This window comes from Cloacibacterium sp. DMC96 (assembly GCF_056313765.1).
Map to the genome: position 1 here is coordinate 39,855 of NZ_JBQUZQ010000001.1, position 22,236 is coordinate 62,090.

At 32.5% G+C, this 22,236-nt stretch carries 25 protein-coding genes and 1 other RNA gene; 11 read left to right on the forward strand and 15 right to left on the reverse strand.

The genetic code is table 11. The features are described 5' to 3' along the window. Both arfB and ACT53I_RS00160 read left to right on the forward strand, forming a co-directional pair. Entirely contained in the window at window positions 1-393 is a 393-nt protein-coding gene (gene arfB / locus ACT53I_RS00155; RefSeq protein WP_476077905.1) for an alternative ribosome rescue aminoacyl-tRNA hydrolase ArfB, read from the forward strand. A 698-nt stretch (window positions 394-1,091) separates the two neighbouring features. Further along, a complete protein-coding gene (locus tag ACT53I_RS00160; protein WP_104794199.1) occupies window positions 1,092-2,069 on the forward strand; it encodes a deoxyhypusine synthase family protein in 978 nt (325 codons plus the stop codon). Window positions 2,070-2,336: 267 nt separating this feature from the next. Here ACT53I_RS00160 and ACT53I_RS00165 read toward each other — a convergent pair whose 3' ends face one another. From ACT53I_RS00165 to recA, 3 genes are read right to left on the reverse strand one after another with little or no spacing between them, the layout of a single operon-like run. Next, complete coding sequence (locus tag ACT53I_RS00165) at window positions 2,337-2,879, reverse strand: DinB family protein (RefSeq protein ID WP_476077906.1); 543 nt, start codon at window positions 2,877-2,879, stop codon at window positions 2,337-2,339. A gap of 54 nt (window positions 2,880-2,933) precedes the next feature. Beyond that, window positions 2,934-3,458, reverse strand: a complete 525-nt coding sequence (locus ACT53I_RS00170; RefSeq protein WP_476077907.1) for a Crp/Fnr family transcriptional regulator — start codon at window positions 3,456-3,458, stop codon at window positions 2,934-2,936. Window positions 3,459-3,518: 60 nt separating this feature from the next. After that, window positions 3,519-4,520 carry a recombinase RecA gene (gene recA / locus ACT53I_RS00175; protein ID WP_069800572.1) on the reverse strand — a complete coding sequence of 334 codons (1,002 nt, stop codon included), beginning with the start codon at window positions 4,518-4,520 and terminating at the stop codon, window positions 3,519-3,521. A 164-nt stretch (window positions 4,521-4,684) separates the two neighbouring features. On the opposite strand from recA, the gene ACT53I_RS00180 reads away from it, so the two are divergent. Continuing rightward, entirely contained in the window at window positions 4,685-5,254 is a 570-nt protein-coding gene (locus ACT53I_RS00180; RefSeq protein WP_476077908.1) for a phosphoglycerate mutase family protein, read from the forward strand. A 32-nt stretch (window positions 5,255-5,286) separates the two neighbouring features. Here ACT53I_RS00180 and ACT53I_RS00185 read toward each other — a convergent pair whose 3' ends face one another. The 7 genes from ACT53I_RS00185 to ACT53I_RS00215 form a co-directional block, all read right to left on the reverse strand. Next, on the reverse strand, window positions 5,287-5,799 hold the full coding sequence (locus ACT53I_RS00185; protein WP_069800576.1) for a DUF4252 domain-containing protein: 513 nt from the start codon (window positions 5,797-5,799) through the stop codon (window positions 5,287-5,289). Between the two features lie 77 nt (window positions 5,800-5,876). Continuing rightward, window positions 5,877-6,443, reverse strand: a complete 567-nt coding sequence (locus tag ACT53I_RS00190; protein ID WP_476077909.1) for a DUF4252 domain-containing protein — start codon at window positions 6,441-6,443, stop codon at window positions 5,877-5,879. 12 nt (window positions 6,444-6,455) lie between these two features. Continuing rightward, the gene (locus tag ACT53I_RS00195) at window positions 6,456-7,094 is read right to left on the reverse strand and encodes a hypothetical protein (protein WP_476077910.1); all 639 of its coding nucleotides are present in this window, start codon (window positions 7,092-7,094) and stop codon (window positions 6,456-6,458) included. A gap of 11 nt (window positions 7,095-7,105) precedes the next feature. Further along, complete coding sequence (locus tag ACT53I_RS00200; RefSeq protein WP_371488739.1) at window positions 7,106-7,615, reverse strand: RNA polymerase sigma factor; 510 nt, start codon at window positions 7,613-7,615, stop codon at window positions 7,106-7,108. Between the two features lie 127 nt (window positions 7,616-7,742). Beyond that, window positions 7,743-8,312 carry a hypothetical protein gene (locus tag ACT53I_RS00205; protein WP_476077911.1) on the reverse strand — a complete coding sequence of 190 codons (570 nt, stop codon included), beginning with the start codon at window positions 8,310-8,312 and terminating at the stop codon, window positions 7,743-7,745. Window positions 8,313-8,391: 79 nt separating this feature from the next. Further along, on the reverse strand, window positions 8,392-9,552 hold the full coding sequence (locus ACT53I_RS00210; protein WP_476077912.1) for a GlmU family protein: 1,161 nt from the start codon (window positions 9,550-9,552) through the stop codon (window positions 8,392-8,394). A gap of 109 nt (window positions 9,553-9,661) precedes the next feature. Further along, window positions 9,662-9,913, reverse strand: coding sequence for a type B 50S ribosomal protein L31 (locus tag ACT53I_RS00215; protein ID WP_069800586.1), 252 nt, complete (start codon window positions 9,911-9,913; stop codon window positions 9,662-9,664). A 209-nt stretch (window positions 9,914-10,122) separates the two neighbouring features. Here ACT53I_RS00215 and ACT53I_RS00220 point away from each other — a divergent pair, with 209 nt between their 5' ends. From ACT53I_RS00220 to ACT53I_RS00240, 5 genes are read left to right on the forward strand one after another with little or no spacing between them, the layout of a single operon-like run. Further along, window positions 10,123-11,523 (forward strand): hypothetical protein, encoded by a 1,401-nt coding sequence (locus ACT53I_RS00220; protein ID WP_476077913.1) that lies wholly within the window; start codon window positions 10,123-10,125, stop codon window positions 11,521-11,523. Between the two features lie 4 nt (window positions 11,524-11,527). Then, window positions 11,528-12,010: a hypothetical protein gene (locus ACT53I_RS00225; protein WP_476077914.1), complete on the forward strand. Its 483-nt coding sequence runs from the start codon at window positions 11,528-11,530 to the stop codon at window positions 12,008-12,010. Further along, complete coding sequence (locus ACT53I_RS00230) at window positions 12,001-12,327, forward strand: nucleotide pyrophosphohydrolase (protein ID WP_476077915.1); 327 nt, start codon at window positions 12,001-12,003, stop codon at window positions 12,325-12,327. Before ACT53I_RS00225 ends, ACT53I_RS00230 begins: the two co-directional genes overlap by 10 nt. Before the next feature lie 2 nt (window positions 12,328-12,329). Beyond that, window positions 12,330-12,566: a PspC family transcriptional regulator gene (locus ACT53I_RS00235; RefSeq protein ID WP_371463680.1), complete on the forward strand. Its 237-nt coding sequence runs from the start codon at window positions 12,330-12,332 to the stop codon at window positions 12,564-12,566. 57 nt (window positions 12,567-12,623) lie between these two features. Beyond that, the gene (locus ACT53I_RS00240; protein ID WP_476077916.1) at window positions 12,624-13,130 is read left to right on the forward strand and encodes a GNAT family N-acetyltransferase; all 507 of its coding nucleotides are present in this window, start codon (window positions 12,624-12,626) and stop codon (window positions 13,128-13,130) included. A 49-nt stretch (window positions 13,131-13,179) separates the two neighbouring features. Here the strand turns inward: ACT53I_RS00240 and ACT53I_RS00245 are convergent, their stop codons facing one another. Together ACT53I_RS00245 and ACT53I_RS00250 are read right to left on the reverse strand one after the other, a co-directional pair. After that, complete coding sequence (locus ACT53I_RS00245; protein ID WP_476077917.1) at window positions 13,180-13,911, reverse strand: SIMPL domain-containing protein; 732 nt, start codon at window positions 13,909-13,911, stop codon at window positions 13,180-13,182. A gap of 73 nt (window positions 13,912-13,984) precedes the next feature. Beyond that, the gene (locus tag ACT53I_RS00250; protein WP_476077918.1) at window positions 13,985-14,713 is read right to left on the reverse strand and encodes a peptidase associated/transthyretin-like domain-containing protein; all 729 of its coding nucleotides are present in this window, start codon (window positions 14,711-14,713) and stop codon (window positions 13,985-13,987) included. Window positions 14,714-14,987: 274 nt separating this feature from the next. Here ACT53I_RS00250 and ssrA point away from each other — a divergent pair. The 3 genes from ssrA (at window position 14,988) to ACT53I_RS00265 (ending at window position 18,041) form a co-directional block, all read left to right on the forward strand. Then, window positions 14,988-15,387, forward strand: a transfer-messenger RNA (tmRNA) gene (gene ssrA / locus ACT53I_RS00255). A 68-nt stretch (window positions 15,388-15,455) separates the two neighbouring features. Continuing rightward, window positions 15,456-16,826, forward strand: coding sequence for an alpha-amylase family glycosyl hydrolase (locus ACT53I_RS00260; RefSeq protein ID WP_476077919.1), 1,371 nt, complete (start codon window positions 15,456-15,458; stop codon window positions 16,824-16,826). A 60-nt stretch (window positions 16,827-16,886) separates the two neighbouring features. After that, the gene (locus ACT53I_RS00265) at window positions 16,887-18,041 is read left to right on the forward strand and encodes a hypothetical protein (RefSeq protein WP_476077920.1); all 1,155 of its coding nucleotides are present in this window, start codon (window positions 16,887-16,889) and stop codon (window positions 18,039-18,041) included. Here ACT53I_RS00265 and metF read toward each other — a convergent pair. The 3 genes from metF to metH form a co-directional block, all read right to left on the reverse strand. Further along, window positions 18,038-19,000: a methylenetetrahydrofolate reductase [NAD(P)H] gene (gene metF, locus ACT53I_RS00270; protein WP_476077921.1), complete on the reverse strand. Its 963-nt coding sequence runs from the start codon at window positions 18,998-19,000 to the stop codon at window positions 18,038-18,040. The two genes, ACT53I_RS00265 and metF, sit on opposite strands and share 4 nt — an antisense overlap. 198 nt (window positions 19,001-19,198) lie before the next feature. Then, entirely contained in the window at window positions 19,199-19,522 is a 324-nt protein-coding gene (locus ACT53I_RS00275; protein ID WP_476077922.1) for an EF-Tu C-terminal domain-related protein, read from the reverse strand. A 3-nt stretch (window positions 19,523-19,525) separates the two neighbouring features. Further along, on the reverse strand, window positions 19,526-22,180 hold the full coding sequence (metH, locus tag ACT53I_RS00280) for a methionine synthase (RefSeq protein WP_476077923.1): 2,655 nt from the start codon (window positions 22,178-22,180) through the stop codon (window positions 19,526-19,528). Between the last annotated feature and the right edge of the window lie 56 nt (window positions 22,181-22,236).

A 22,236-nucleotide genomic window follows, 5' to 3' on the forward strand; every position in this document is an offset into this window, starting at 1 on the left:
ATGAAGTCTTTCTCACACGAACTTTCTTACAAAACTTCCCGAAGCAGTGGAAGTGGCGGACAAAATGTAAACAAAGTAGAAACTTCTGTAACAGTACTATGGAAGGTAGAAGATTCTACGGTTTTTACAGAAAGTGAAAAAGAAAGAATTTTGTTGAAGCTTAAAAACAAAATTAATGCAGAAGGAATTCTTCAAACTACAGTTTCTGAAAGCAGAACACAACTCCAAAATAAGAAAATTGCGATTGAAAAAATTCAGGAATTGGTGAATAAATCGCTCATCGTTCCGAAGAAAAGAATTGCAACCAAACCAAGTCGGGCAAAAGTAGAAAAGCGCCTAGAAAGCAAAAAGAAAATCTCTGAAAAGAAAGAAAATAGAAAATTTAGGTTTTAAGAAATGATAAGATTTGGTTCCATAGGAATCAAAGGTTTGTAGAAATTATAAATAACGTTTAGCTGGAAGCTCCATTGGAGCGATACAAATAAAAAAAATATGAAAAAGTCAGTCTTTAGAATTGTTAACCGATTCAATAAAAAATTTCTCCCAAAATACAGTCATCTTGACCCAACGAAACTTACAAAATTTCAAAAAGGAATTTTGGCTTTTAGATATTATGTTTTAATCAATTCTCTTGATTGATATTTTTTTGGCGCGAGCGAAGCGAGCGTCAATTGTTTCCAAAGCAAACACACAGTTTGTCATTCTGAAAGAATCTAAATATAGTTTTAAATAATTTAGAATATTGTTTCCAAAGGATAGAACGTTTTCAAAAATTCCCCTGTCACTGCAAGGAGCGAAGCAATCAAGGGTGGATTTAAAAATTTTAATTTTTGAAGACGGGGTAGTTTAGAATAGTGGAAAGAAAACCCAAAATTACTTTCTAGCCCCGATTGAACGGTTTGTTTGAGAACTTTTTAGAAATTTTTTCGTTCAGATTTTGTGCGTGGAGAATTTCTAAAAAAGCGAGTAGTGAAAGCGGGACTGTAAGTGAAAAGAAGTATAAAACGGCTTGCTTTTATAAAATTTTTACTTTTTACTTTTTACTTTTTACTTGGCTCTTATTTCTTATCTTTGCAAAAATTCTTATAAAAATGAGCAATAAACCGATTACCGAATTTATAGAAAAATATTATTTGCATTTTAATTCTGCTGCTTTGGTAGATGCTGCAAAAGGTTATGTAGCGCACCTTAAAGATGGTGGGAAAATGATGATTACGCTAGCAGGAGCAATGTCAACCGCAGAAATGGGGAAGATTTTGGCAGATATGATTCGAGAAGACAAAGTAGATATTATTTCTTGTACAGGAGCGAATTTAGAAGAAGATTTAATGAATTTGGTAGCGCATTCTCACTACGAAAGAGTGCCTCATTACAGAGATCTTACGCCTCAAGAAGAGTGGGATTTGCTAGAAAGAGGTTTAAATAGAGTTACCGATACTTGTATTCCGGAAGAAGAAGCATTCAGAAGATTGCAAAAGCATATTTATGAAATCTGGAAAGATGCAGATTCTAAAGGAGAAAGATATTTTCCACACGAATATATGTATAAAATGATTCTTTCTGGAGTTCTAGAGCAATACTATGAAATCCCAAGAGAAGATTCTTGGATGATTGCAGCTGCAGAGAAAAATTTACCAATTGTAGTACCAGGTTGGGAAGATTCTACGATGGGAAATATCTTCGCAAGTTATTGTATTAAAGGAGATTTAAAAGCTTCTACTATGAAATCTGGAATCGAATATATGATGTTCCTAGCAGATTGGTATCCAAAAAACAGCGGTGGAAAAGGTGTTGGTTTCTTCCAAATCGGTGGAGGAATTGCAGGAGATTTCCCGATTTGTGTAGTGCCAATGTTATATCAGGATATGGAAATGCACGACATTCCTTTCTGGAGCTATTTCTGTCAGATTTCAGATTCTACCACTTCTTATGGTTCATATTCTGGAGCAGTTCCGAACGAAAAAATTACTTGGGGAAAATTAGATATCACTACACCGAAATTCATCGTTGAAAGTGATGCCACGATTTGTGCTCCACTAATTTTCAAATATATTTTAGAAAATTCATAAAGCAAGAAGACGAAAGTTAGACGCTGAAAATTATACAAACGCTCAAATTATTTTGGGCGTTTTTTATTTTTTAGGAGCAACAAAATTTGTGATTTTTAGAAAACGCAGTCCCGCTTTTCGCTATATCTTTTTTGTTCATATTTCGACTCCGCTCAATATCACAAAAAAGGATGGCGCTGCAATCGGGGCTAAAATTTACTTTTCGGTTTTTGTTTGAAGATTTAAAAACTTTGAAAACAATTGACGTTCGCTTCGCTCGCGCCGAATTTATTTCAGTATATTTTGCGCTTGAACGATGTGTCTTTCATTATGATAAACAATAAATCTCAGCGTGTCTCCTAATTTAATTTTAACAAATGGTGCAATAGAAATAGGGATTTTTATTTTACCTAAATCTATTTTTTCAGAATTTTCAAGAATTTGTAATAACAGTTTCTGCTGTTCTAGAAAAATTAAAATACTTTCTTTCGTTAAATTTTCGCCCAAAGGATTCTTATCCTTTGGCGTTTTCATTTTCTTAGTTTTTTTAGTCACCAACATAGAATTTGCGAAGTAATTGCCTAAAAATCCTGTTGAGAAAGTTTCTTTAGAATGAGTATTTGATTTTTGAATATTTGTTTCCATTAAAGGATAATAATAGTCTGCATATTTTTTCAAATGTTCAATGCATTCCAGGATATTCCAAGATATTTCAGTTTTTCTAAAACGTAATTTTTCGTCTGATAAAGCTAGAAAGTCTTTGCAGGTTTCAATATGTTTTTTGGTCTGATTTTTTAAATCTTGTAATAATATTTTAGAGTTCAGTTTCATCTGCTAATTTTTTACAAATTTGAGCATTTGAAACCGTAAAAAACTTGATGCGTGTCAAGATTTTTTAAGCAACCTTGATAAAGTTTCTGGCGAAATTCTAAGATAATTTGCGATGTATTTATGCGGGATATTTTGAAAAAGTTTGGGACTTCTTTTTAAAACTCTTTCGTAGCGGTCTTTTGCAGAAGTGGTTAATAGATCTATTTCTCTTTCACTTTGTTGAATGATTTGTGTATTGAGTACATCAATCCAAAGATTTTGTAAATAATTCTCTTCTAGAAAATGAAGCAGTTTGTTTTTAGAAATAGATTTCAGAGTAGCACTTTTAATTGCAGTGATACTATATGTGGTTGGAGTATTGGTTAAAAAACTATCTAAAGCGGTTAAAAAAGAATTGCTATAACCGAGTCTGATGATTTGTTCTTCGTCATCAATAATGCAAGAAACTTTTAGACTACCATCTATTACAAAAAATAAATCTTGATTAATACAGTTTTCTTCCACCAAATACTCATTTCTTTTGATGGAGATTTGCTTTTCCCAAAGATGGTTTTCATTGATGATCGAATATAAATCCATAACCTATATTTATAAACCGGCGCGAGCAAAGCTCGCGCCGGTTCTGTATCTGAAAAAAAATTATTTCTTTTCTTTAATAGCCACTTTTATTTTCTCAGCTAATTCTTCTAAAAGTTCAGGATTGTCTTTTAGTAATTCTTTCACGGCGTCTCTACCTTGTCCCAGTTTCGTGTCACCGTAGCTGAACCAAGAACCAGATTTTTTAACAATATCAAATTCAACGCCCAGATCTAGAATTTCGCCTACTTTAGAAATTCCTTCTCCATACATAATATCGAATTCTGTATTTTTGAATGGTGGAGCAACTTTGTTTTTCACAATTTTCACTTTCACACGGTTTCCTACAGCATCTTCGCCTACTTTTATTGGTGAGCCACTTCTTCTGATGTCAATTCTTACCGAAGCATAGAATTTCAAAGCATTTCCACCAGTTGTAGTTTCAGGATTTCCGAACATTACCCCGATTTTTTCTCTTAATTGGTTGATGAAAATTACCGTACATTTTGTTCTAGAAATCGTTGCAGTTAATTTTCTCAAAGCTTGAGACATTAATCTAGCATGTAAACCCATTTTAGAATCTCCCATTTCTCCCTCAATTTCTGCTTTTGGTGTCAAAGCTGCAACAGAGTCAATTACCACAATATCAATCGCTCCAGAACGAATTAAGTTATCTGCAATTTCTAATGCTTGTTCACCATTATCTGGTTGAGAAATGATTAAATTCTCTACATCAATTCCCAATTTTTTAGCGTAAACTGCATCAAAAGCGTGTTCTGCATCTATGAAAGCCGCAATTCCGCCTTGTTTTTGAGATTCCGCAATTGCGTGCATGGTAAGTGTAGTTTTACCAGAAGATTCAGGGCCATAAATTTCAATGACTCTTCCTTTTGGATAACCGCCAACTCCCAAAGCAATATCTAAACCAAGTGAACCACTCGGAATTACTTCTACCTCTTCTACTGCACTGTCTCCCATTTTCATAACGGTACCTTTTCCGTAGGTTTTATCCATTTTTTCGAGGACTAATGCGAGTGCTTTTTTCTTATCGTCTATACTGCTCATTTTTCTTAAATTTTATCAAAAATACAATTAATTTGTTTATACCTAGAAAGAAAATTTCGTTATTTTCTTCTTTTCTCCGACAAAGATAGAATAGTTGTACGACAAAATATGTCGTCTAAATTGATTTAAAATTTTATTTTAGATTTGTAAGATAATTTTACATCATGAAAATAATTAAAAGAGCTTCATTTCTCCTTTTACTGTCCCTTTTCAGTTTTAATTTGACTTTTGCACAGCAAAAAGTAGATACTGTTTTTGTAGGTAAGGCGACTTCTAAAACTATTAAGCAAAGTATTGATAAAAAAGCTTTGGTTTATATTATTGTAAGACATGGAGAGAAAGAAAATAATGGCAAAAATCCTTATCTTTCTGAACCAGGAAAAGAAAGGGCAAAACATTTAGCTCAACTATTCAAAAAAGTAAAAATTCAGAATGCTTTTAGTACTGATTTTTTCAGAACTCGAGAAACTTTAGAACCTTTGATTTTAGAGAAAAAGTTAGATTTGAAGATTTACAATCCAAAAGAAATTCCTGAATTTGTAAAAAATGATTTATCTAAAAACACAGGAGTCAATATTATTTCTGGACACTCTAACACCAACCCAATTTTGCTCAATGAATTAATTCAGCAGCCTTTGTTCAAAGATATTCCAGACGAAAAATTTAATGACATTTACATTGTCAATTTTTTTGAAAATGATAAAAAAGTAAAAGTTTATCATTTATTATACTAAAAAAAACTGCCTCAAAAAGGGCAGTTTTTATTTTAATTATTTGCAACGGTATCTTTATTCTTTTTAGATAATTCTGCAATTCTTGAGATGTCATCCAAAGAGAATTTTCCTAAAACTTTTACGTAAACCAATTCTTTGTCGTCTCTCACGGTAATCAGTAAATCCTTAATCATGGTGTCTGAATCGGTAATGGCAGACATAATTTTAATTTTAGAATCCTTGCTGTTTACACTCATCAATTCTTGTAAATTGCTACCAAAAGATTGTCTAGAAAACTGGGCAACCATTTTATCAGAAGCATTTTGTACGGTGTAAACTTTTACTTTTCTGATTTTTTTGATCAGGCGAATAACTTCTTCAGATTCACCGTCTTCTCTCAATGCTTTTTTGATGTATGGTTTTACGATAAACATGGGAACATTTATTTTGGTAACGGTTGCGTTTCCTTTTGTTTCTTCGTTGTAGAGAGATTTTTCACTAACAATACAAGATTGCAGAGAGACCAAAATGGTGAAAATTGCTATAAGTTTTAGAAATGATTTCATAAGTGTTAATTTTAGTTTACAATGGTTGAAAGAGAATCGCCATTTTTAAAAATTTGTATAAATGGCGATTTCAGTGTTTATTTTTTAGGTTTTTCTGGTGTTTTAGGTGTTTTGTCTTCTTTTTGAACGTCATTAATCAAGTTAGAAACATCGTCCATAGAGATTTGTCCGTCTAACATCATCAAGATGTTTTCATCCTCAGAAGAAATGGTTAATAGCATGTTATTCAGTAAATTAGAACTTGTGTCTGCAGCTAAAAACTTGATTTTATTGTCTTTGCTGTTCAGCGTCATGAGTTCATCATATTTCAGATTTTTTACAGCAGCTAGAATTTCATTTTTTACTTTACTAGCTTCATTGATGGCAGCTAATTGAGCAGTGGTAGGATTTTCGGCTTTTTCAGGTTTTTCCATGATGAGGATTTTTAAACCATTCATTTTACTGATGAGCGGTTTAATTTTGTCCATATCAGAGTCATCAATATTGATGTTATTGAGCAATCTAAACATAGGTTTAGCAATCTTAATAGATGTTACGCCTTCTGCTTCTTGATATTTTTCAAAAATAGCGTCTAGTTTTTCAGTTTGAGCCAAAGCAAATACTGGCAAAAACATGAGGAATAGGAATGTGATAATATTTTTCATTGTATTAATTTTTTAAAAGTTAATGGATAAATTTTTGATAGGCTCTGCCTGGTTTATAGTTTTGGTAACGTTACTCGCGAAAAGTTGAAATGCTTCCTTCGTAATATCGATGGCTTCTTCTTCGTTATAGATTTTTTTGCCATTTACGATTACATAATCTGCGCTGTATTCTTCTGCTGGATTTTCTAGAATTTCAGTAGATTTTTCTACAGTTTTACTTGGTTGAGAAGCAATATTTTGATATTCATTTCTGAACTCGTGATTTATTTTTTTTGTGGGTTTTACGTTGTTTTCGGCAACTTTTATAGTGTTTGGATTGTTGTTAATGTTTTGATTTTCAGTTGGTTTTATAATGTTGGTTTGTGCTGGTTTTTCTGAAGAATTACTTTCATTAGAAGCAATAGGTTTCAAGGTTGGTTCTGTAATGTCTGGGTTAAAAAACATCATCATTCCAAAAAGCGTAACCAAACTTGCCGCCATCCAATACCATTTTTGACTGCCACCACCAGATTTTTTTTGCAAAGGAATTACTTTAGTTTCCTCTGGTTTTTCTTTGGTTTTTTTCAAGAAATCTTCGAAATTCCAATCCATTTTTTCTTCCTTCAGTTCTCGGAAGATGTTTTTGTATTCTTTATCTATATTTGGGTTCATTGTTTCGGGTTTTAAATGTTTTGAATTTTTCTGTTTTCAAACGCTAACAGGTTGTTAATCTGTTCTTTTACTTTTTGTCTGGCTCTCATCAGATTCACTCTCACTGCATTTTCTTCTATTTCTAAAATCTCCGAGATTTCCGAGACTTCATATTCTTCTACATCTTTCAGGTGAATAACCAATTTTTGTTTTTCGGGGAGCGCATTGATAAATTCTAAAATTTTCTCCTTCAGATTATTGGTTTCCATTTTGTAGAGTTCATTTCTATGAATTTGAAAATCTGCAAAATTCTGTTTCACCGTTTCGTGTTTCAGTTTATTGAGACACTCGTTTTTCACACATTTTAGTACATAAGATTTTAAATTGAGATGTACCAATTCATCCTTTTTTTGCCAAAATTTCAACATTAAATCTTGTACCAAATCTTCGGCTTCGTCACTACTCACCAAGAATCGCTTTGCAAAACGATACATCTCGTCTTTCAAAACAAATACAGTATTCTTAAATGTTTCTTGATTCATAGGTTAGTTTCTATAGGTAAGACAACGAAGGTCGGAAAAATATTACATCAGAAATAAAAATTTTTTATTTTATTGATTTTTAGTCAATAAAAAAGCCGCTTCCAAAATCTTTGAAAGCGGCTTGAAATTATTTTTTGAAGAATTTTTCTAAAGGATAAATGGTAATTTCTGTTTTTTTCTTTTCTTTAAATTTATTTGGAGTAGTCCAGTTAATTATTAAAGTTTTTTCATTGAAATCAACTTTATCTATGCAATTAATGATATTTATAGACTCACAATTTTTAGTTTCAAATCTAATACTGTCTTTTTCTAAATTTTTGAGATTAATTAATTGAAATGGATATTCTTCTGAATTATAATTTTGTCTTACAATAATATTATTAACTGAATCAAAAGCTAAAACTTGATCAGTTTGAAGGAGTTTTTCGTTTTTCTTTATAGGAAGAATTAAATTTATCCAAGCATCACTTCCCGTTCCTCTTTGCAGAATAATGAAATTTTCATTTTTCCATTTTGTTTTGATTTTATCTTTATCTAAAATGAAATTTTCAAAATTTTGAGAATTTTTAAATGAAGAATTTCCCCAAATTATTTGTGAAGAATCTTTATTAATTGATTTTATTTCATAAAAAGATTTTTCTTTCTTATGGCAAGAAAAAAGCAATAATATCATTAAAAGAAAATCTTTGATTTTCATCTTTGCGAACTTAGCCAATTCGCTTTAGCGAATCTTAAAAATATTTATAATTAATAAAGAATCTTTGCGTTTAAAAAGACTAATAATTCTCATAAACCCATTTCAGAATCTCCTTATCTTCTTCTCTTAAAGCTATTTTTCTTCTCGCCATAGCTTTTTCGGCAACTTCATAAGCGGTTTCTAATCTAAATTTTTCATCTCCCTTAAATCCGCCCCAAGAAAAATGTTCAATCAAATTAGGTGGAAATCCACTTTTGAAAATATTAGCACCAACTCCTACTACAGTTCCTGTGTTAAATTGAGTATTAATAGCAGTTTTAGAATGGTCTCCCATAATTAATCCGCAGAACTGAAGTCCGGTTTTTACAAATTTTTTGTTTTTATAGCTCCAAAGTTTTACTTCGGCATAATTATTTTTTAGGTTAGACGAATTGGTGTCGGCTCCCAAGTTGCACCATTCTCCAATCACAGAATTTCCTACAAAACCTTCGTGACCTTTATTAGTAAAACCAGTGATGACAATATTATTCACTTCGCCGCCAACTTTAGAATGCGGACCAATTGTAGTAGCACCATAAATTTTAGAACCCATATTAATTTTAGAACCTTCGCAAAGTGCTAAACTTCCTCTTACTACAGAACCTTCCATGATTTCTGCATTTTTGCCAATGTAGATTTTCCCAGTTTTGCAATTAAGCGTGGCAAATTCTATCTCGGCGCCTTCTTCTATAAATAAGTCTTCTTTATTGCCTAAAAATCCGTTGGTTTCAGAAAGTGGAGCAGAAGTTCTTCCTTTCGTTACTAATTCAAAATCAAAATCAATGGCTTTATCATTCAGAGAAAATAAATCTGTAGCTTTTTTAAAGAAAATCAGTTCTTCGGTAATGTCTGTCATTTTCTCAATCTGCGAAAGCGAAAAATTTTCCATGTTTAATCTCGCAGCCAAAACTTCATTTTCATAAATCAAAGCTTCTCCCAGTTGCAAATTTTTAATTTGAGCCAAAACACTTTCCGAAGGAATAAAATTTGGAGTAATCAATAAACTTTCTTTCTTTTCGTAAGATTTATATTTTTTTTGAAGATAATCTTCGGTGATGTAAGAAACTTCTGAAGAATCTAACAGTTTTTGCCAACGTTCAGAAAACGTAAGAATTCCTGTTCTAAGTTCTGCGATAGGTTTGGTATAAGTAAGCGGAAGGAAATCTCCCCAAAATTGAGCATCAGAAAATATAAGTTGCATTTTAGAATGTGCTAATTGGTTAATATGATAATGTGCTAACAAACAAATTTACAAAAAAAGTCCTTCAAAATTTTTGAAGGACTGATTTATTATGAAAAAATCGGCTAAATTACTTAGCGAATTTTTTGTATTTGTTCATGAATTTGTCTACTCTACCTGCAGTATCTACTAATTTTACTTTACCAGTGTAGAATGGGTGAGAAGTAGAAGAGATTTCCATTTTGATTAATGGATATTCTGTACCTTCGTAAACAATAGTATCTTTAGTTTCAGCTGTAGATTTGCAAAGAAACACTTCGTCATTACTCATGTCTTTGAACACAACTAATCTATAATTTTCTGGGTGAATTCCTGATTTCATATCTTTATTGTCTTTTTAAATTTTAGTTGATAATAATTGCGTGTAATGGCACTGCTTTTATTATTCTTAATTTTAGACTGCAAAAATAAAAATATTTTTTGAATTGACAAATAGCGTTTTAAGTTTTTGTGAAAGAAATTTTACAGTTTTTGCGTTTTTAGAAACAGTTCAGCTTTTTTCATTAACTTTACGCTTATTTTTAAACTTCTATGAAGACAAAATATTTTCTTTTTTTCGGGTTTTGGTTGGCTCTTTTTGTTATTTCTTGTAACAGAGACGAAATAGAATTTGATGCACCAAGCAAAAAACTCAGATTTTCGGTAGACACTTTGGTTCTAGACACTGTTTACAATCAGGTGAGAAGCGAAACCTATGCTGTAAAAATTTATAATGACGAAAATAAAGATATTTCCATTCCAAAGATTTATCTGGAATCAGGAAATTCTTCACTTTACAGAATTAATGTAGATGGAAAAGCTGGAACTGAGTTTACCAATGTTCCCCTTCGTAAAAAAGACAGCCTTTATATTTTTGTAGAAATTGCTCCTATTGCCAATGCTCCAGAAGCGATTGCCGAAGAAAGAATTCAAATAGAATCGCCAGTTGCGAATCAACATGTGACTTTGCTGTCAGTAGTTCAAGATGTGGAATTTTATATTTCTACCGAAAACAGTCCTAAAATTTTAACAGACAATACTTCTTGGAACAATACGAAAGCCAAAATTATTTATGGCGATTTGAAATTAGCTGATGGAAAATCACTGACTATTTCTGAAGGAACAAAAGTGTATTTTCATAAAAATGCCAATTTGAAAATCGGGAAAAATGCTCAATTGATTGCCAATGGAGATTTAGGCAAAGAAGTAATTTTCCGCGGAGATAGAAATGATGCGAGATATGACACGCTTCCTCTTAACTGGGGCGGAATTCAGCTTGAACAAGGTGCAATTGCCAATTTAAAATATGCTAAAATTTTTGGTGGAACCACTGGTTTAGAACTCAAAAATGCTTCTGCAACTATTAAAAATACCATTGTTCATACGTTTCAAGAATTTGGAATTTTAGGAATTAATGCCACTGTAAATGCAGAAAATCTAGTGATGAACAATTGCGGACAAGCTGATTTAGGAATTTTTAAAGGTGGAAATTATACATTTTTACATACTACTTTTGCCAATTATTGGAACTTAAACAGCACTTTGCCAAGTTTTGGAATTTATGCAACTAACGAATATAACAACGGAACTTCTACAGAACAAGGCGCTTTAACATTAAATCTTCAAAATTCTATTGTTTACACTGAAAGAAATAATGCGATACAGTTCAAGCCAACTTCCGGACAAACATTTAATTATTTCATCGAGAATTGTTTGGTGAAATTTGATGCTGCAAACTCAGGTTTTACTTGGGACGGAAATGCTAAAATTGTGAATTCTATCAAAAATGAAGATCCAAAATTTGAGAATTATTTCACCCAAAAAATGAATTTGAGAGTAAAAGGAACTTCTCCTGCAAAAGCGAAAGGAAAAGTTTCTACAGCAGCTTTGGTTCCTCTAGATATTGTAAAAGTGAACAGAACTACTAATCCTACAATTGGAGCGTATCAGTGAGATTATGAGTGATTTAGATTATTTTTTGAAAAATATAAATGAAAATTTTATTGACTTTTTTTCTAAAAATTATTCGGAGAATGAAAGTAATAGGGTGAATTTGTTATTAGATAGTTTTAAAACAATTATTGATGATAATAAAGAATATGTTTTTATCAATAGTGAAAAAATTAAAACTTCATTAAATTTTAAATGTTACAATCTTGAGAATAAAAAAATAAAGGATTGCGAAAGATTCAAAAGGAGTATTATTAGCATTTTGAATAGTTCTTTGTTTGAATATGAAACAAGAAAAATTTCAAAAAATTTATGTAATTGTATTATAAGAAAAAAGTATTCTATTGAACCTGATTTAAATTTTGTCAAATTTATAGAAAAAGAGTTTGATGGATATTATCTCAATGAAATTTATATATGTAATAATTGTAAAACGAATTGGATTTTAGAAGAGATAGAAGATGAATTTACTAATAAAAGATGGAAATAATAAAGTTACAAAATCAAGTTGATGAATGGATTAAAACCATTGGTGTTCGTTATTTTAATGAATTAACGAATATGGCAATGTTAACCGAAGAAGTAGGAGAAGTTGCTAGAATTATTGCCAGAAGATATGGTGAACAAAGCGAAAAAGAATCTGATAAATCTAAAGATTTAGGCGAGGAATTAGCAGACGTTTTGTTTGTAACTTTGTGTCTTGCTAATCAAACTGGTGTAGATTTACAAGCCGCTTTTGATAAAAAGATGAAAGTAAAAACCGAAAGAGATTTTGACCGTCATCAAAATAATGAAAAACTGAAATAATAATGAGAGAACCCAAAATTATTACTGATTTAAGACACAAAGTAGAACATGAATGGTTCGGAACGCTCACTAGATTTGGGAGCAGACTGGGAATTCCTGTTTCTAAATTGCGTGTATTTTTCATTTATTCCACTTTTGCGACTGCTGGTTTTTTCTTCTTGGTTTATCTCATGATGGCATTTACACTTTGGGTAAAAGATATTTTTGTCACCAGAAGACCTAATGTTTTTGACCTATAAATAATGGTTTTTATTAAAATCAAAAATCGTAATCAAAAATCGTAAATCGTAAATAAAATGGTTTGGTTCGAAGAATTACAAAACCGCAAGAAAATTTCTAAAATTTTCTACCGCTACGAAAAGACTTTTCCCGAAGAAGAAAGACGTAGCAAAGACCAATTTCTAGATTTGGCCGAAAATCCAGACGCATATGTTTATTCCATTAATCACGAAGATGAAAATATAGGATATTGCGTGATTTGGGAGCTTCAAGGATTTTATTTTTTAGAGCATTTTGAAGTTTTTGAAGAATTTAGAAATCAAAAATTTGGAGAAAAAATTCTGGAAAGTTTACATGAAAAATTCGAAAAACTGATTTTAGAAACTGAGCCTGATTCACTTTTAGAAATTGCAGAAAGGAGATTGCGCTTTTACGAAAGAAATGGTTTTAGCGTCATAGAAAAAAATTACCTTCAACCAAGTTATGGTGAAGGTAAATATGCTGTTAATTTATTTTTAATGGCTAATTTCGAGCCTGAAAATTTAGAAACTTTAGTTCAAGAAATTTATAATACGGTTTATTAACACCCCATCAAAATCAAAGATTTTGACACCACTTTTTCTCAACTTTTGCCTAATTCAGTTCATATTCTAATTTAATGGTAATACTCGCTTCTTTTTCTTTTGATTGAGTATTATAAGTTCCGCCATAAGAAAAATCTTCGTTTGAATTTGGCGCGGTAATTTGGATAACACCCATTGTTGCTTTTTTAAGATTTCCTAAATCAGAACCTGCATTTTCTGCAATTTTTTCGGCACGTTCTTTAGCGTCTTTAGTCGCATTTGCAATCATTTCTTGTTTTACTTCTGCCAGTTTGGTGTAAAAATAATTCGGTCTAGAAGATGTAAATTCTATTCCTAGATTGATGATTTCGGTGATATTTCTAGATAAATTTTCAATTTTTGCCACATCTTTACTTTCTAATGATACCGATTGTGTTAACTGGTAACCAGCAAAAGTTTGATGACTGCTTCCATTAGCGTCTGAAACATAATTATATTGCTTCTGAATATCTACCGCCGAAAAAACGATTTCGTTTTTAGGAATTCCTTTAGAAATCAAATAGTTTTCGATGATTTTTCGGTCGTTTGAAAGTGCATCATACGCTTGTTTCAGTTCAAAACTATTTCTGGAGAAGTTTCCGCTCCAAGTGATGAGGTCTGAAGTGAATTTTTTGGTTCCGAGACCAGTAACAGAAATAGTATTTTCTGATTTGTTTCGGTTTTTGATGGCGCTTCCTAATAAGCCAAGTCCAATGATGAAGCCCAATGAAGCAACAGCAATGGCGATAATGTTTTTGTTCATAAAATTGTGATTTTAGGTGGTGATTTGATAACTTTAAATTTACGAAAAATTATACATCAAATTCAATTCCATACTACTTTAACTTTCTAAAATCATTGATTTTTATTTCTGCTTGTTTTCTGAACTGAGCAATATCGCTTCCTTTGAGATAACCATATTTATAAGCGTTTTTTAAATCTAAACTGCTCATCACATGAAAAATAAATCCCGAAATTTCACTTTTTTTAAGTCCTAAATCTGTAAAATAATCTTCGCCAAGAATTTCTAGAAAATCTTCGGCTAAATCTATTTGGTCTGCTTGATTAGAAACTTTTCCTACAGAAAAACCTTGCCCAACTGGTTGAACAAATTCGCCACCTCTTGGTTTTATAATTTCTGGGTCGGATTTTTCAGCAATATATTTAGCAATTTCTTTATTGAGTTTTACTTTTCTCACAGATTCTACTCTTCTAGCATCTTCTCTTAAATTGCCGGTAAGTTTGGTTTTAATTTCTACCTCTTCTATTTCTACTACGGATTTTATCAACGTAATTTTTATAGAATTTTTAAAATCTTCGGGTTTTACAGAATAGGTAATTCTATCAAATTTTTGTTTTACAATTCGTAGTGCATCATTGTTTTTTGCAGAAATCATAAAATTTCCATCACTGTCTGAATAGGTTTTTTCGTCGGTTCTAGTGTTGAGGATTAAAACACCCGATAATTCTATGTTTTGTTCTGAGGTAATTTTGCCAAAAATGTATTCTTGAGCATGAAAAGAATGTGCGATAATGAATAAAAATAGCAGTAGAGTTTTCTTCATGGGTTATGATTAGCAGCCTCAAAATTATTTTGAAATTTGATTGCTGAAACAACTTTAACCGAGATTAACTTTTTTATGAGTTTTTAAGAGGTAAATTTTCACAATTTGGTTAAAAAGTTCTAATGATAACGGAATTGCGCCCACGATAGAAGCGGAAATCCTTTTTTTGTAAAAAAAGATTGTAGCGGATAGCGTGAATTTGGCGCCACAATAAAAGAAATGCAGAATTAAAATTTAGGTACATTTTTTGCTTATATTTGCATACTTAAAAATTGGGGTTGACTGGTTTCGACAGCAAGACCAATGGGTAAGTAAGCATGCAGAGAACCGTAGCGCGATCTCTTTAATCCCTTGCTACAGAATTTAACTGGCAACGAAGAGTTTGCTCTTGCTGCTTAATCCGAAGCTTAGTAGGATTGGCGTTTTTCCCGAAGTATAGTAAGGAAACAAGATGTCTCCCGAAAGTTCTGTTCTGCGACGTTCGATTCCGAGGCATAGAAAATGTGGAAATAAGTCCCGAAAAACTTCGGTTCGGGAACGAAAATTTTAGAAGATAAGCGTAAAGTTGGCTGTTTGCTGTCTGTTTTACGACGAAAACCAATAGCAAAATAAGCATGTAGAAAGCTTGCGTATTGCTTGTTTGGACGAGGGTTCGAATCCCTCCAACTCCACGAAAATTAAAACGCTACAAAATCATTTGTAGCGTTTTTTTATTTCTTAACTTTGAGGAAATTACTGAAAAATGAAAATAAAAATTCTAGTTTTTTTCCTTGTTATTTTTTCTCAAAGTTTTTTTTCTCAAAAAATTGACCAAAAATATTATCCTAAAGAATATGTAGAAATTTCCCATCCAGAATGGAGCAAAAATGCTACGATTTATGAAGTAAACCTTCGTCAATATACTCCAGAAGGAACTTTCAAAGCCTTTGAAAAACATTTGCCTAGACTGAAAAGTATGGGTGTAGATATTATTTGGCTCATGCCGATTCATCCCATTGGCGAAAAAAATAAAAAAGGAGGTTTAGGAAGTTATTATTCTGTAAAAGATTTTCGTGGGGTGAATCCAGAATTAGGAACCATGGAAGATTTTAAAAAATTGGTCAAAAAAATCCATGAAATGGGAATGTACGTCATCATCGATTGGGTGGGTAATCATTCTGCTTGGGATAATTCTTTGGCAACTACTCATCCACATTGGTACACCAAAAATAGAGACGGAAATTTCCAACCTACACCTTGGTATGATTGGGATGACGTGATTGATTTTGATTATGAAAATCCAGAATTTAGACAATACATGACAGAATCTCTTAAATTTTGGGTTAAAGAGGCTAATATTGATGGTTATAGAGCAGATGTAGCAGGTTTTATTCCTGTAGATTTTTGGGAAAATGCCAGAAAAGAATTAGACCAAATAAAACCTGTTTTCATGTTGGCGGAGTGGGAAAGTAGAGATTTGTACAAAAAATCTTTTGACATGACTTACTCATGGACGCTTTTTGAAAAATTAAAAGATGCCACTACACAGAACAAAGGAATTGGCGGATTGGTAGAATATTTAGCTCACGATGTGGGTTCGGTTCCTAGAAATGCTTACAGAATGGTTTTTACAGACAATCATGATATGAATTCTTGGAACGGAACGCCGCAAAGAAATTTCGGGAAAGGATTAGAAACCTCTATCGTTTTTTGTGGTGTGGTAAACGGAATGCCTCTTATGTATAGCGGACAAGAAGCTGGACTTGACAGAAGTTTGAAATTTTTTGACAAAGACCCAATCGAATGGAAAGATCATCCTCATGCAGCGTTATTTAGTACTTTATTTCACTTGAAACACAAAAATCAAGCGCTCTGGAACGGAAAATACGGTGGCGAAATGGTAAGAATTACCAATGATAAAATGGACAAAGTAATCTCGTTCCATCGTGAAAAAAATAATGACGCTGTTTTGCCAATTTTTAATTTCTCAAACGAAGAATTAACAGTGACGTTAGATTCTAAATATTTCCAAGGAAATTACACCGAACTTTTTAGTAAAGAAAAAATTCAAGTAAAAGAAAGCTACACTGTTTCTTTGAAACCTTGGGATTACAAAGTTTTGGTGAAAGATTAACAAATAAAAAATAATTACTACATTTAAAATCCGATTCATTCAATCGGATTTTTTTAATGTATGCTGAAATCTATTCTCGTTAATTCGCCAGAAACGCAAAAAGAATTTTTAGAATTTCCAGCTCGTTTGTTTAGAAACGAGAAAAATTACATTCGCCCTTTAGATAAAGACATTGAAGAGGTTTTTAATTCCAACAAAAATAAATTTTTCAGAAATGGAACTTGTGAAAGATTTCTTTTTAAAAATGCAGAAAATCAAACAGTAGGGAAAGTTGCGGTTTTTATCAATCCAAAATATGAACAAAAGTTAAAAACTGGCGGAATTGGTTTTTTTGATTGTATTGATGACCAAAAAACGGCAAATTTCATCTTTGATTTTTGTAAAAATTGGTTGCAGGAACGCGGAATGGAAGCAATGGATGGGCCGATAAATTTCGGGGAGCGTGACAAGTTTTGGGGTTTGCTCATTGAAGGTTTTCATGAACCGTTGTACGGAATGAATTTTCATGCGCCGTATTATCAGAAATTGTTTGAAAATTACGGTTTTCAGATTTATTTTAATCAATTGTGTTACGGCAGGAAAGTCTACGATGAGGTTTCACAAGTTTTTATGAATGGGCATAGAATGAATGCCAAAAATCCAAATTTGAAAGCCGTTCATTGGAAAAAAAATCAATTGGAAAAATTTGCGCATGATTTTGCAGAAATTTACAACAAAGCTTGGGCAAATCATGGTGAAGGAAAGCAAATAGAAGCTAAAAAAGTGCTGAAAATGTTTCAAACCATGAAACCTATTCTAGACGAACATATCTCTTGGTTCATTTATGAAAATGATAAACCGATTGCGATGTGGATTAACATTCCAGATTTGAATCAATGGTTTAAATACTTGAATGGAAAATTCGGTTGGATTGAAAAATTGAAATTTTTATTGGCTAAATTTTTTATAAAAAATAAGAAAATGGTTGGCTTGGTTTTCGGAATTGTTCCAGAATGGCAAAGAAAAGGCATCGATGGATTTATGATTTGGGAAGGCACAAAACATTTCAGAAAAACCAGAAATTATACCGATTACGAAATGCAATGGATTGGAGATTTTAATCCAAGAATGATTAAAATTGCCGAAAATTTAGAAACGAAAGTCACGAGAAAACTCGCGACTTATCGTTATATTTTTGACCGAAATCTTTCGTTTGAAAGACATAAAATGCTTTAGTCTTTAAACACTTCAGTAGCAATTCTTTTTACCACTTCACTTTTTCCCATAGAATAATAATGAAGAACTGGAGCGCCATTTTTCATTAAATCTTTGCTCTGCTGAATGCACCAGTTGATGCCGATTTCTTTCACTTCTTTGTTGTCTTTTGCTTTAGCAATTGCAATAACCAACTCATTAGGTAAATCTACCTTGAAACGATGCGGAATCATGCTCAGTTGAGACTTGGTAGTAATTGGTTTTAATCCAGGAATAATAGGAACATTAATACCAGAAGTTCTGCATTTTTCTACAAAATCGTAATATTTTTGATTGTCGAAAAACATTTGCGTCACGATATAATCTGCGCCTGCTTCTACTTTTTTCTTGAGGTGGTAAATGTCCTGTTCTAGACTGGCTGCTTCCATGTGTTTTTCAGGATAACCCGCAACACCGATGTTAAAATCAGTGCAGGCAGAATTTTCTAAACTTTCGTCTAGGTAAGTTCCGTGATTCATTTTCACGATTTGCTCTACCAAATCTTTGGCAAAAGCATGTCCGTTTTTCTCGGGTTTAAAATAGGTTTCCGTTTTCACCGCATCTCCTCTTAAAGCCACTACATTATGAATTCCCAAAAAATCGATGTCAATTAAGAAATTTTCGGTGTCTTCCTTAGAAAATCCACCGCACAAAATATGCGGAACAGCATCTACACCATATTTATTCTGAATGGCAGCACAAATTCCCACGGTTCCCGGTCTTTTTTTTACCACTCGTTTTTCCAGAAGTCCATCTTCACGTTCTACATATTCATATTCTTCACGATGGTACGTAACATCTATAAATGCAGGATTAAATTCCATCAATGGATCAATCGCATCAAATATTGACTGTATATTTTGACCTTTTAATGGTGGTAAAATCTCAAAAGAAAAAAGTGTTTTTCCGTTGGCGTTTTGTATGTGTTCTGTTACTTTCATTTGTCATTCCGAGGAACGAAGCAAGCTGTTCCTATTTTTTAAATATTTTAATTTTTTCTATTTTGGGCGTGTCTCGTAAAAATCCAAAACCTAATCCAAGCTATTTTTATGAGACCGCGCTTTTCGTTGCAATTCCTCACTCCATCGCTTTTTCCAATGCTTGTTGCGGGATTTCCACTGCAATCGCTCACGCGAAATTTATTTTCTAATTAAATTTTCGTTTACAATTTTTAAAATTGTTCCATAACCAACCACAACTCTGCCTTCACAAAATTTAAACTCCAAACCTTCATATAATTTATTTTCAAAAAGTTGAGGAGAAAGCATTGTTATTTCTGCCTCTACAGTTTCTCCAGGAGAAACCCATTCTTTATTTATAAAAATTTGTCTTCCAGAAGTTGAATTTTTTTCAAAATCAAAACAAAGTTGAGGTCTATATCCTGATTTAGCAGGAGTTGATCTTCCTCCTTCATCGAAAGAGTTATATTTTAAAAATGCTATAAAGTCAATGTTGTTTCTCATAAATTAATTAGCTAAATTCGGACTCAGCCATTTTCTCGCGAATTCTAAATCTATATTTTTTCTTTCGGCGTAATCTTTCAGCTGGTCTTCTGTAATTTTTCCTACTCCGAAATACTTCGCTTTTGGGTATGCAAAATAATATCCAGAAACAGAAGCTGTAGGGAACATTGCCAAACTTTCTGTCAATTCTAATCCAATGTTTTCCTTCACTTTCAATACTTCCCAAATCGTGGTTTTTTCCAAATGGTCTGGACAAGCAGGATAACCAGGAGCAGGACGAATTCCTACATATTTTTCGGAAATTAAATCTTCATTTTCTAGATGTTCATCACTAGAATAACCCCAAATTTCAGTTCTTACTTTTTTATGTAAAAATTCTGCAAAAGCTTCTGCCAATCGGTCTGCCAACGCTTTTACCATAATCGCATTGTAATCATCATGCTCCGCTTCATATTTTTGAGCCAATTCATCGGTTCCAAAACCAGTAGTCACCGCAAAAGCACCTATGTAGTCTTGTTTTCCTGATGTTTTTGGAGCGATAAAGTCACTCAAAGCCAAATATTCTTTGCCATCAGATTTTTTATGTTGTTGACGAAGCGTTCTAAAGATAAAAGTTTCCTCTTCTTTTTTCAATTCAATATCATCTTTCTCATTAGAATTAGCAGGAAAAATCCCGAAAATTGCTTTTGCAGTCAAAAGTTTTTCGTCTATAATTTTTTTGAGCATTTTTTGAGCATCTGCAAAAAGTTCTTTTGCGTGTTCTCCTACAATTTCATCTTCTAAAATCTGAGGATACTTTCCAAACAAATCCCAACTTCTGAAAAACGGACTCCAGTCAATAAAATCAATCAATTCTTCTAAATCTTGATTTTCAATAATTTGAACACCTAAATTTTTCGGTTTAAAGATTTCTTCTTTTTCCCAATTGATTTTGAATTTTTGATTTCTCGCTTCTTCTATCGAAATATATTCTTTGTCAACCTGTCTGTTTAAAAATTTCTCACGGAAATCTGCATAATCGGTTTTCAATTCCAAAACAAATTCTGCATTTCTATTGCTCAATAATGAACTTACCACACCAACTGCTCTGGAAGCGTCATTTACATGAACCACAGCATTTTTATATTTTGGGTCAATTTTTACGGCAGTATGCGCTTTAGAAGTTGTTGCACCACCAATCATCAATGGGAAATTGAGATTTTGACGCTCCAGTTCATTGGCAATATGTACCATTTCGTCTAAACTTGGCGTAATCAAACCGCTTAAACCAATCACATCTACTTTTTCTTCAATGGCTGTTTGAATAATTTTTTCGGCAGGAACCATCACTCCTAAATCTACAATTTCGTAATTGTTACAGCCCAAAACCACACTCACAATATTTTTACCAATGTCGTGAACATCGCCTTTTACAGTCGCCATCAATACTTTACCATTGGCTTTTTGTGCAGAATCTTTCTCCGCTTCAATAAACGGTTGAAGATAAGCCACCGCTTTTTTCATCACTCTCGCAGATTTTACCACTTGAGGAAGAAACATTTTTCCGCTTCCGAATAAATCTCCCACTACAGACATTCCTGTCATTAGATTACCTTCGATAACATCCAAAGGTTTTGCCGAAATTTTTCGGGCTTCTTCTACATCTTCTTCAATAAAACGGTCGATTCCTTTTACCAAAGAATGGGTAATTCTGTCTTGCAAAGGCTGATTTCGCCATGCTAAATCTTCTACTTTTTCTTTTTTTACAGATTTATGTTTTTCGGAATAATCCAATAATCTTTCCGTAGCATCATCTCTTCTGTCTAGCATTACATCTTCTACCAGCTCCAACAAATCTTTAGGAATTTCGTCGTAAATTTCTAACATTGCAGGGTTTACAATTCCCATATTCATTCCCGCTTTGATGGCGTGATAGAGGAAAACCGAGTGCATCGCTTCTCTTACCGTATCATTTCCCCTAAACGAAAACGAAACGTTAGAAACACCACCAGAAACCGAAACGTAAGGTAAGTTTTCACGAACCCATTTTGTTGCTTCAATGAAATCCAATGCGTTTCTGCGATGTTCTTCCATTCCAGTTGCAACTGGGAAAATATTTAAGTCGAAAATAATATCTTCCGCAGGAAAACGGACTGTGTCCGTCAACAGTTTATAACTTCTTTTACAAATTTCTATTCTGCGGTCGTAATTATCAGCTTGTCCATTTTCATCAAAAGCCATTACAACTACTGCAGCACCATATCTTTTGATGGCTTTAGCTTGACGAATAAATTCTTCTTCACCACCTTTTAAACTGATGGAATTCACTACGCATTTCCCTTGAACCACTTGCAAACCAGCTTCTAAAATTTCCCATTTTGAAGAATCTATCATCATTGGGATTCTGGAAATATCAGGTTCTGAGGCGATTAAATTTAAGAATTTAACCATGCAATATTTTCCGTCTAAAAGCCCATCATCAAAACAAATGTCTAAAATCTGTGCGCCACCTTCCACTTGATGACGAGCAATATCTAGAGCTTCAGAAAATTTTTCTTCTTTAATCAATCGGAGAAATTTCTTAGAACCTGCTACATTGGTTCTTTCTCCAATATTGATAAAATTGGATTCTGGAGTTATAATTAAAGGTTCTAGACCCGAAAGTTTTAAATATTTCATATTATAAATGAGATAATTAGTTAATTTGAAAATAAGATAATGCTTGTGAAAAGCAT

Coding starts and splice junctions, on each gene's coding strand:
- arfB (WP_476077905.1), top strand. CDS start 1: ATGAAGTCTTTCTCACACGAACTTTCTTACAAAACTTCCCGAAGCAGT.
- ACT53I_RS00160 (WP_104794199.1), top strand. CDS start 1,092: ATGAGCAATAAACCGATTACCGAATTTATAGAAAAATATTATTTGCAT.
- ACT53I_RS00165 (WP_476077906.1), bottom strand. CDS start 2,879: ATGAAACTGAACTCTAAAATATTATTACAAGATTTAAAAAATCAGACC.
- ACT53I_RS00170 (WP_476077907.1), bottom strand. CDS start 3,458: ATGGATTTATATTCGATCATCAATGAAAACCATCTTTGGGAAAAGCAA.
- recA (WP_069800572.1), bottom strand. CDS start 4,520: ATGAGCAGTATAGACGATAAGAAAAAAGCACTCGCATTAGTCCTCGAA.
- ACT53I_RS00180 (WP_476077908.1), top strand. CDS start 4,685: ATGAAAATAATTAAAAGAGCTTCATTTCTCCTTTTACTGTCCCTTTTC.
- ACT53I_RS00185 (WP_069800576.1), bottom strand. CDS start 5,799: ATGAAATCATTTCTAAAACTTATAGCAATTTTCACCATTTTGGTCTCT.
- ACT53I_RS00190 (WP_476077909.1), bottom strand. CDS start 6,443: ATGAAAAATATTATCACATTCCTATTCCTCATGTTTTTGCCAGTATTT.
- ACT53I_RS00195 (WP_476077910.1), bottom strand. CDS start 7,094: ATGAACCCAAATATAGATAAAGAATACAAAAACATCTTCCGAGAACTG.
- ACT53I_RS00200 (WP_371488739.1), bottom strand. CDS start 7,615: ATGAATCAAGAAACATTTAAGAATACTGTATTTGTTTTGAAAGACGAG.
- ACT53I_RS00205 (WP_476077911.1), bottom strand. CDS start 8,312: ATGAAAATCAAAGATTTTCTTTTAATGATATTATTGCTTTTTTCTTGC.
- ACT53I_RS00210 (WP_476077912.1), bottom strand. CDS start 9,552: ATGCAACTTATATTTTCTGATGCTCAATTTTGGGGAGATTTCCTTCCG.
- ACT53I_RS00215 (WP_069800586.1), bottom strand. CDS start 9,913: ATGAAATCAGGAATTCACCCAGAAAATTATAGATTAGTTGTGTTCAAA.
- ACT53I_RS00220 (WP_476077913.1), top strand. CDS start 10,123: ATGAAGACAAAATATTTTCTTTTTTTCGGGTTTTGGTTGGCTCTTTTT.
- ACT53I_RS00225 (WP_476077914.1), top strand. CDS start 11,528: ATGAGTGATTTAGATTATTTTTTGAAAAATATAAATGAAAATTTTATT.
- ACT53I_RS00230 (WP_476077915.1), top strand. CDS start 12,001: ATGGAAATAATAAAGTTACAAAATCAAGTTGATGAATGGATTAAAACC.
- ACT53I_RS00235 (WP_371463680.1), top strand. CDS start 12,330: ATGAGAGAACCCAAAATTATTACTGATTTAAGACACAAAGTAGAACAT.
- ACT53I_RS00240 (WP_476077916.1), top strand. CDS start 12,624: ATGGTTTGGTTCGAAGAATTACAAAACCGCAAGAAAATTTCTAAAATT.
- ACT53I_RS00245 (WP_476077917.1), bottom strand. CDS start 13,911: ATGAACAAAAACATTATCGCCATTGCTGTTGCTTCATTGGGCTTCATC.
- ACT53I_RS00250 (WP_476077918.1), bottom strand. CDS start 14,713: ATGAAGAAAACTCTACTGCTATTTTTATTCATTATCGCACATTCTTTT.
- ACT53I_RS00260 (WP_476077919.1), top strand. CDS start 15,456: ATGAAAATAAAAATTCTAGTTTTTTTCCTTGTTATTTTTTCTCAAAGT.
- ACT53I_RS00265 (WP_476077920.1), top strand. CDS start 16,887: ATGCTGAAATCTATTCTCGTTAATTCGCCAGAAACGCAAAAAGAATTT.
- metF (WP_476077921.1), bottom strand. CDS start 19,000: ATGAAAGTAACAGAACACATACAAAACGCCAACGGAAAAACACTTTTT.
- ACT53I_RS00275 (WP_476077922.1), bottom strand. CDS start 19,522: ATGAGAAACAACATTGACTTTATAGCATTTTTAAAATATAACTCTTTC.
- metH (WP_476077923.1), bottom strand. CDS start 22,180: ATGAAATATTTAAAACTTTCGGGTCTAGAACCTTTAATTATAACTCCA.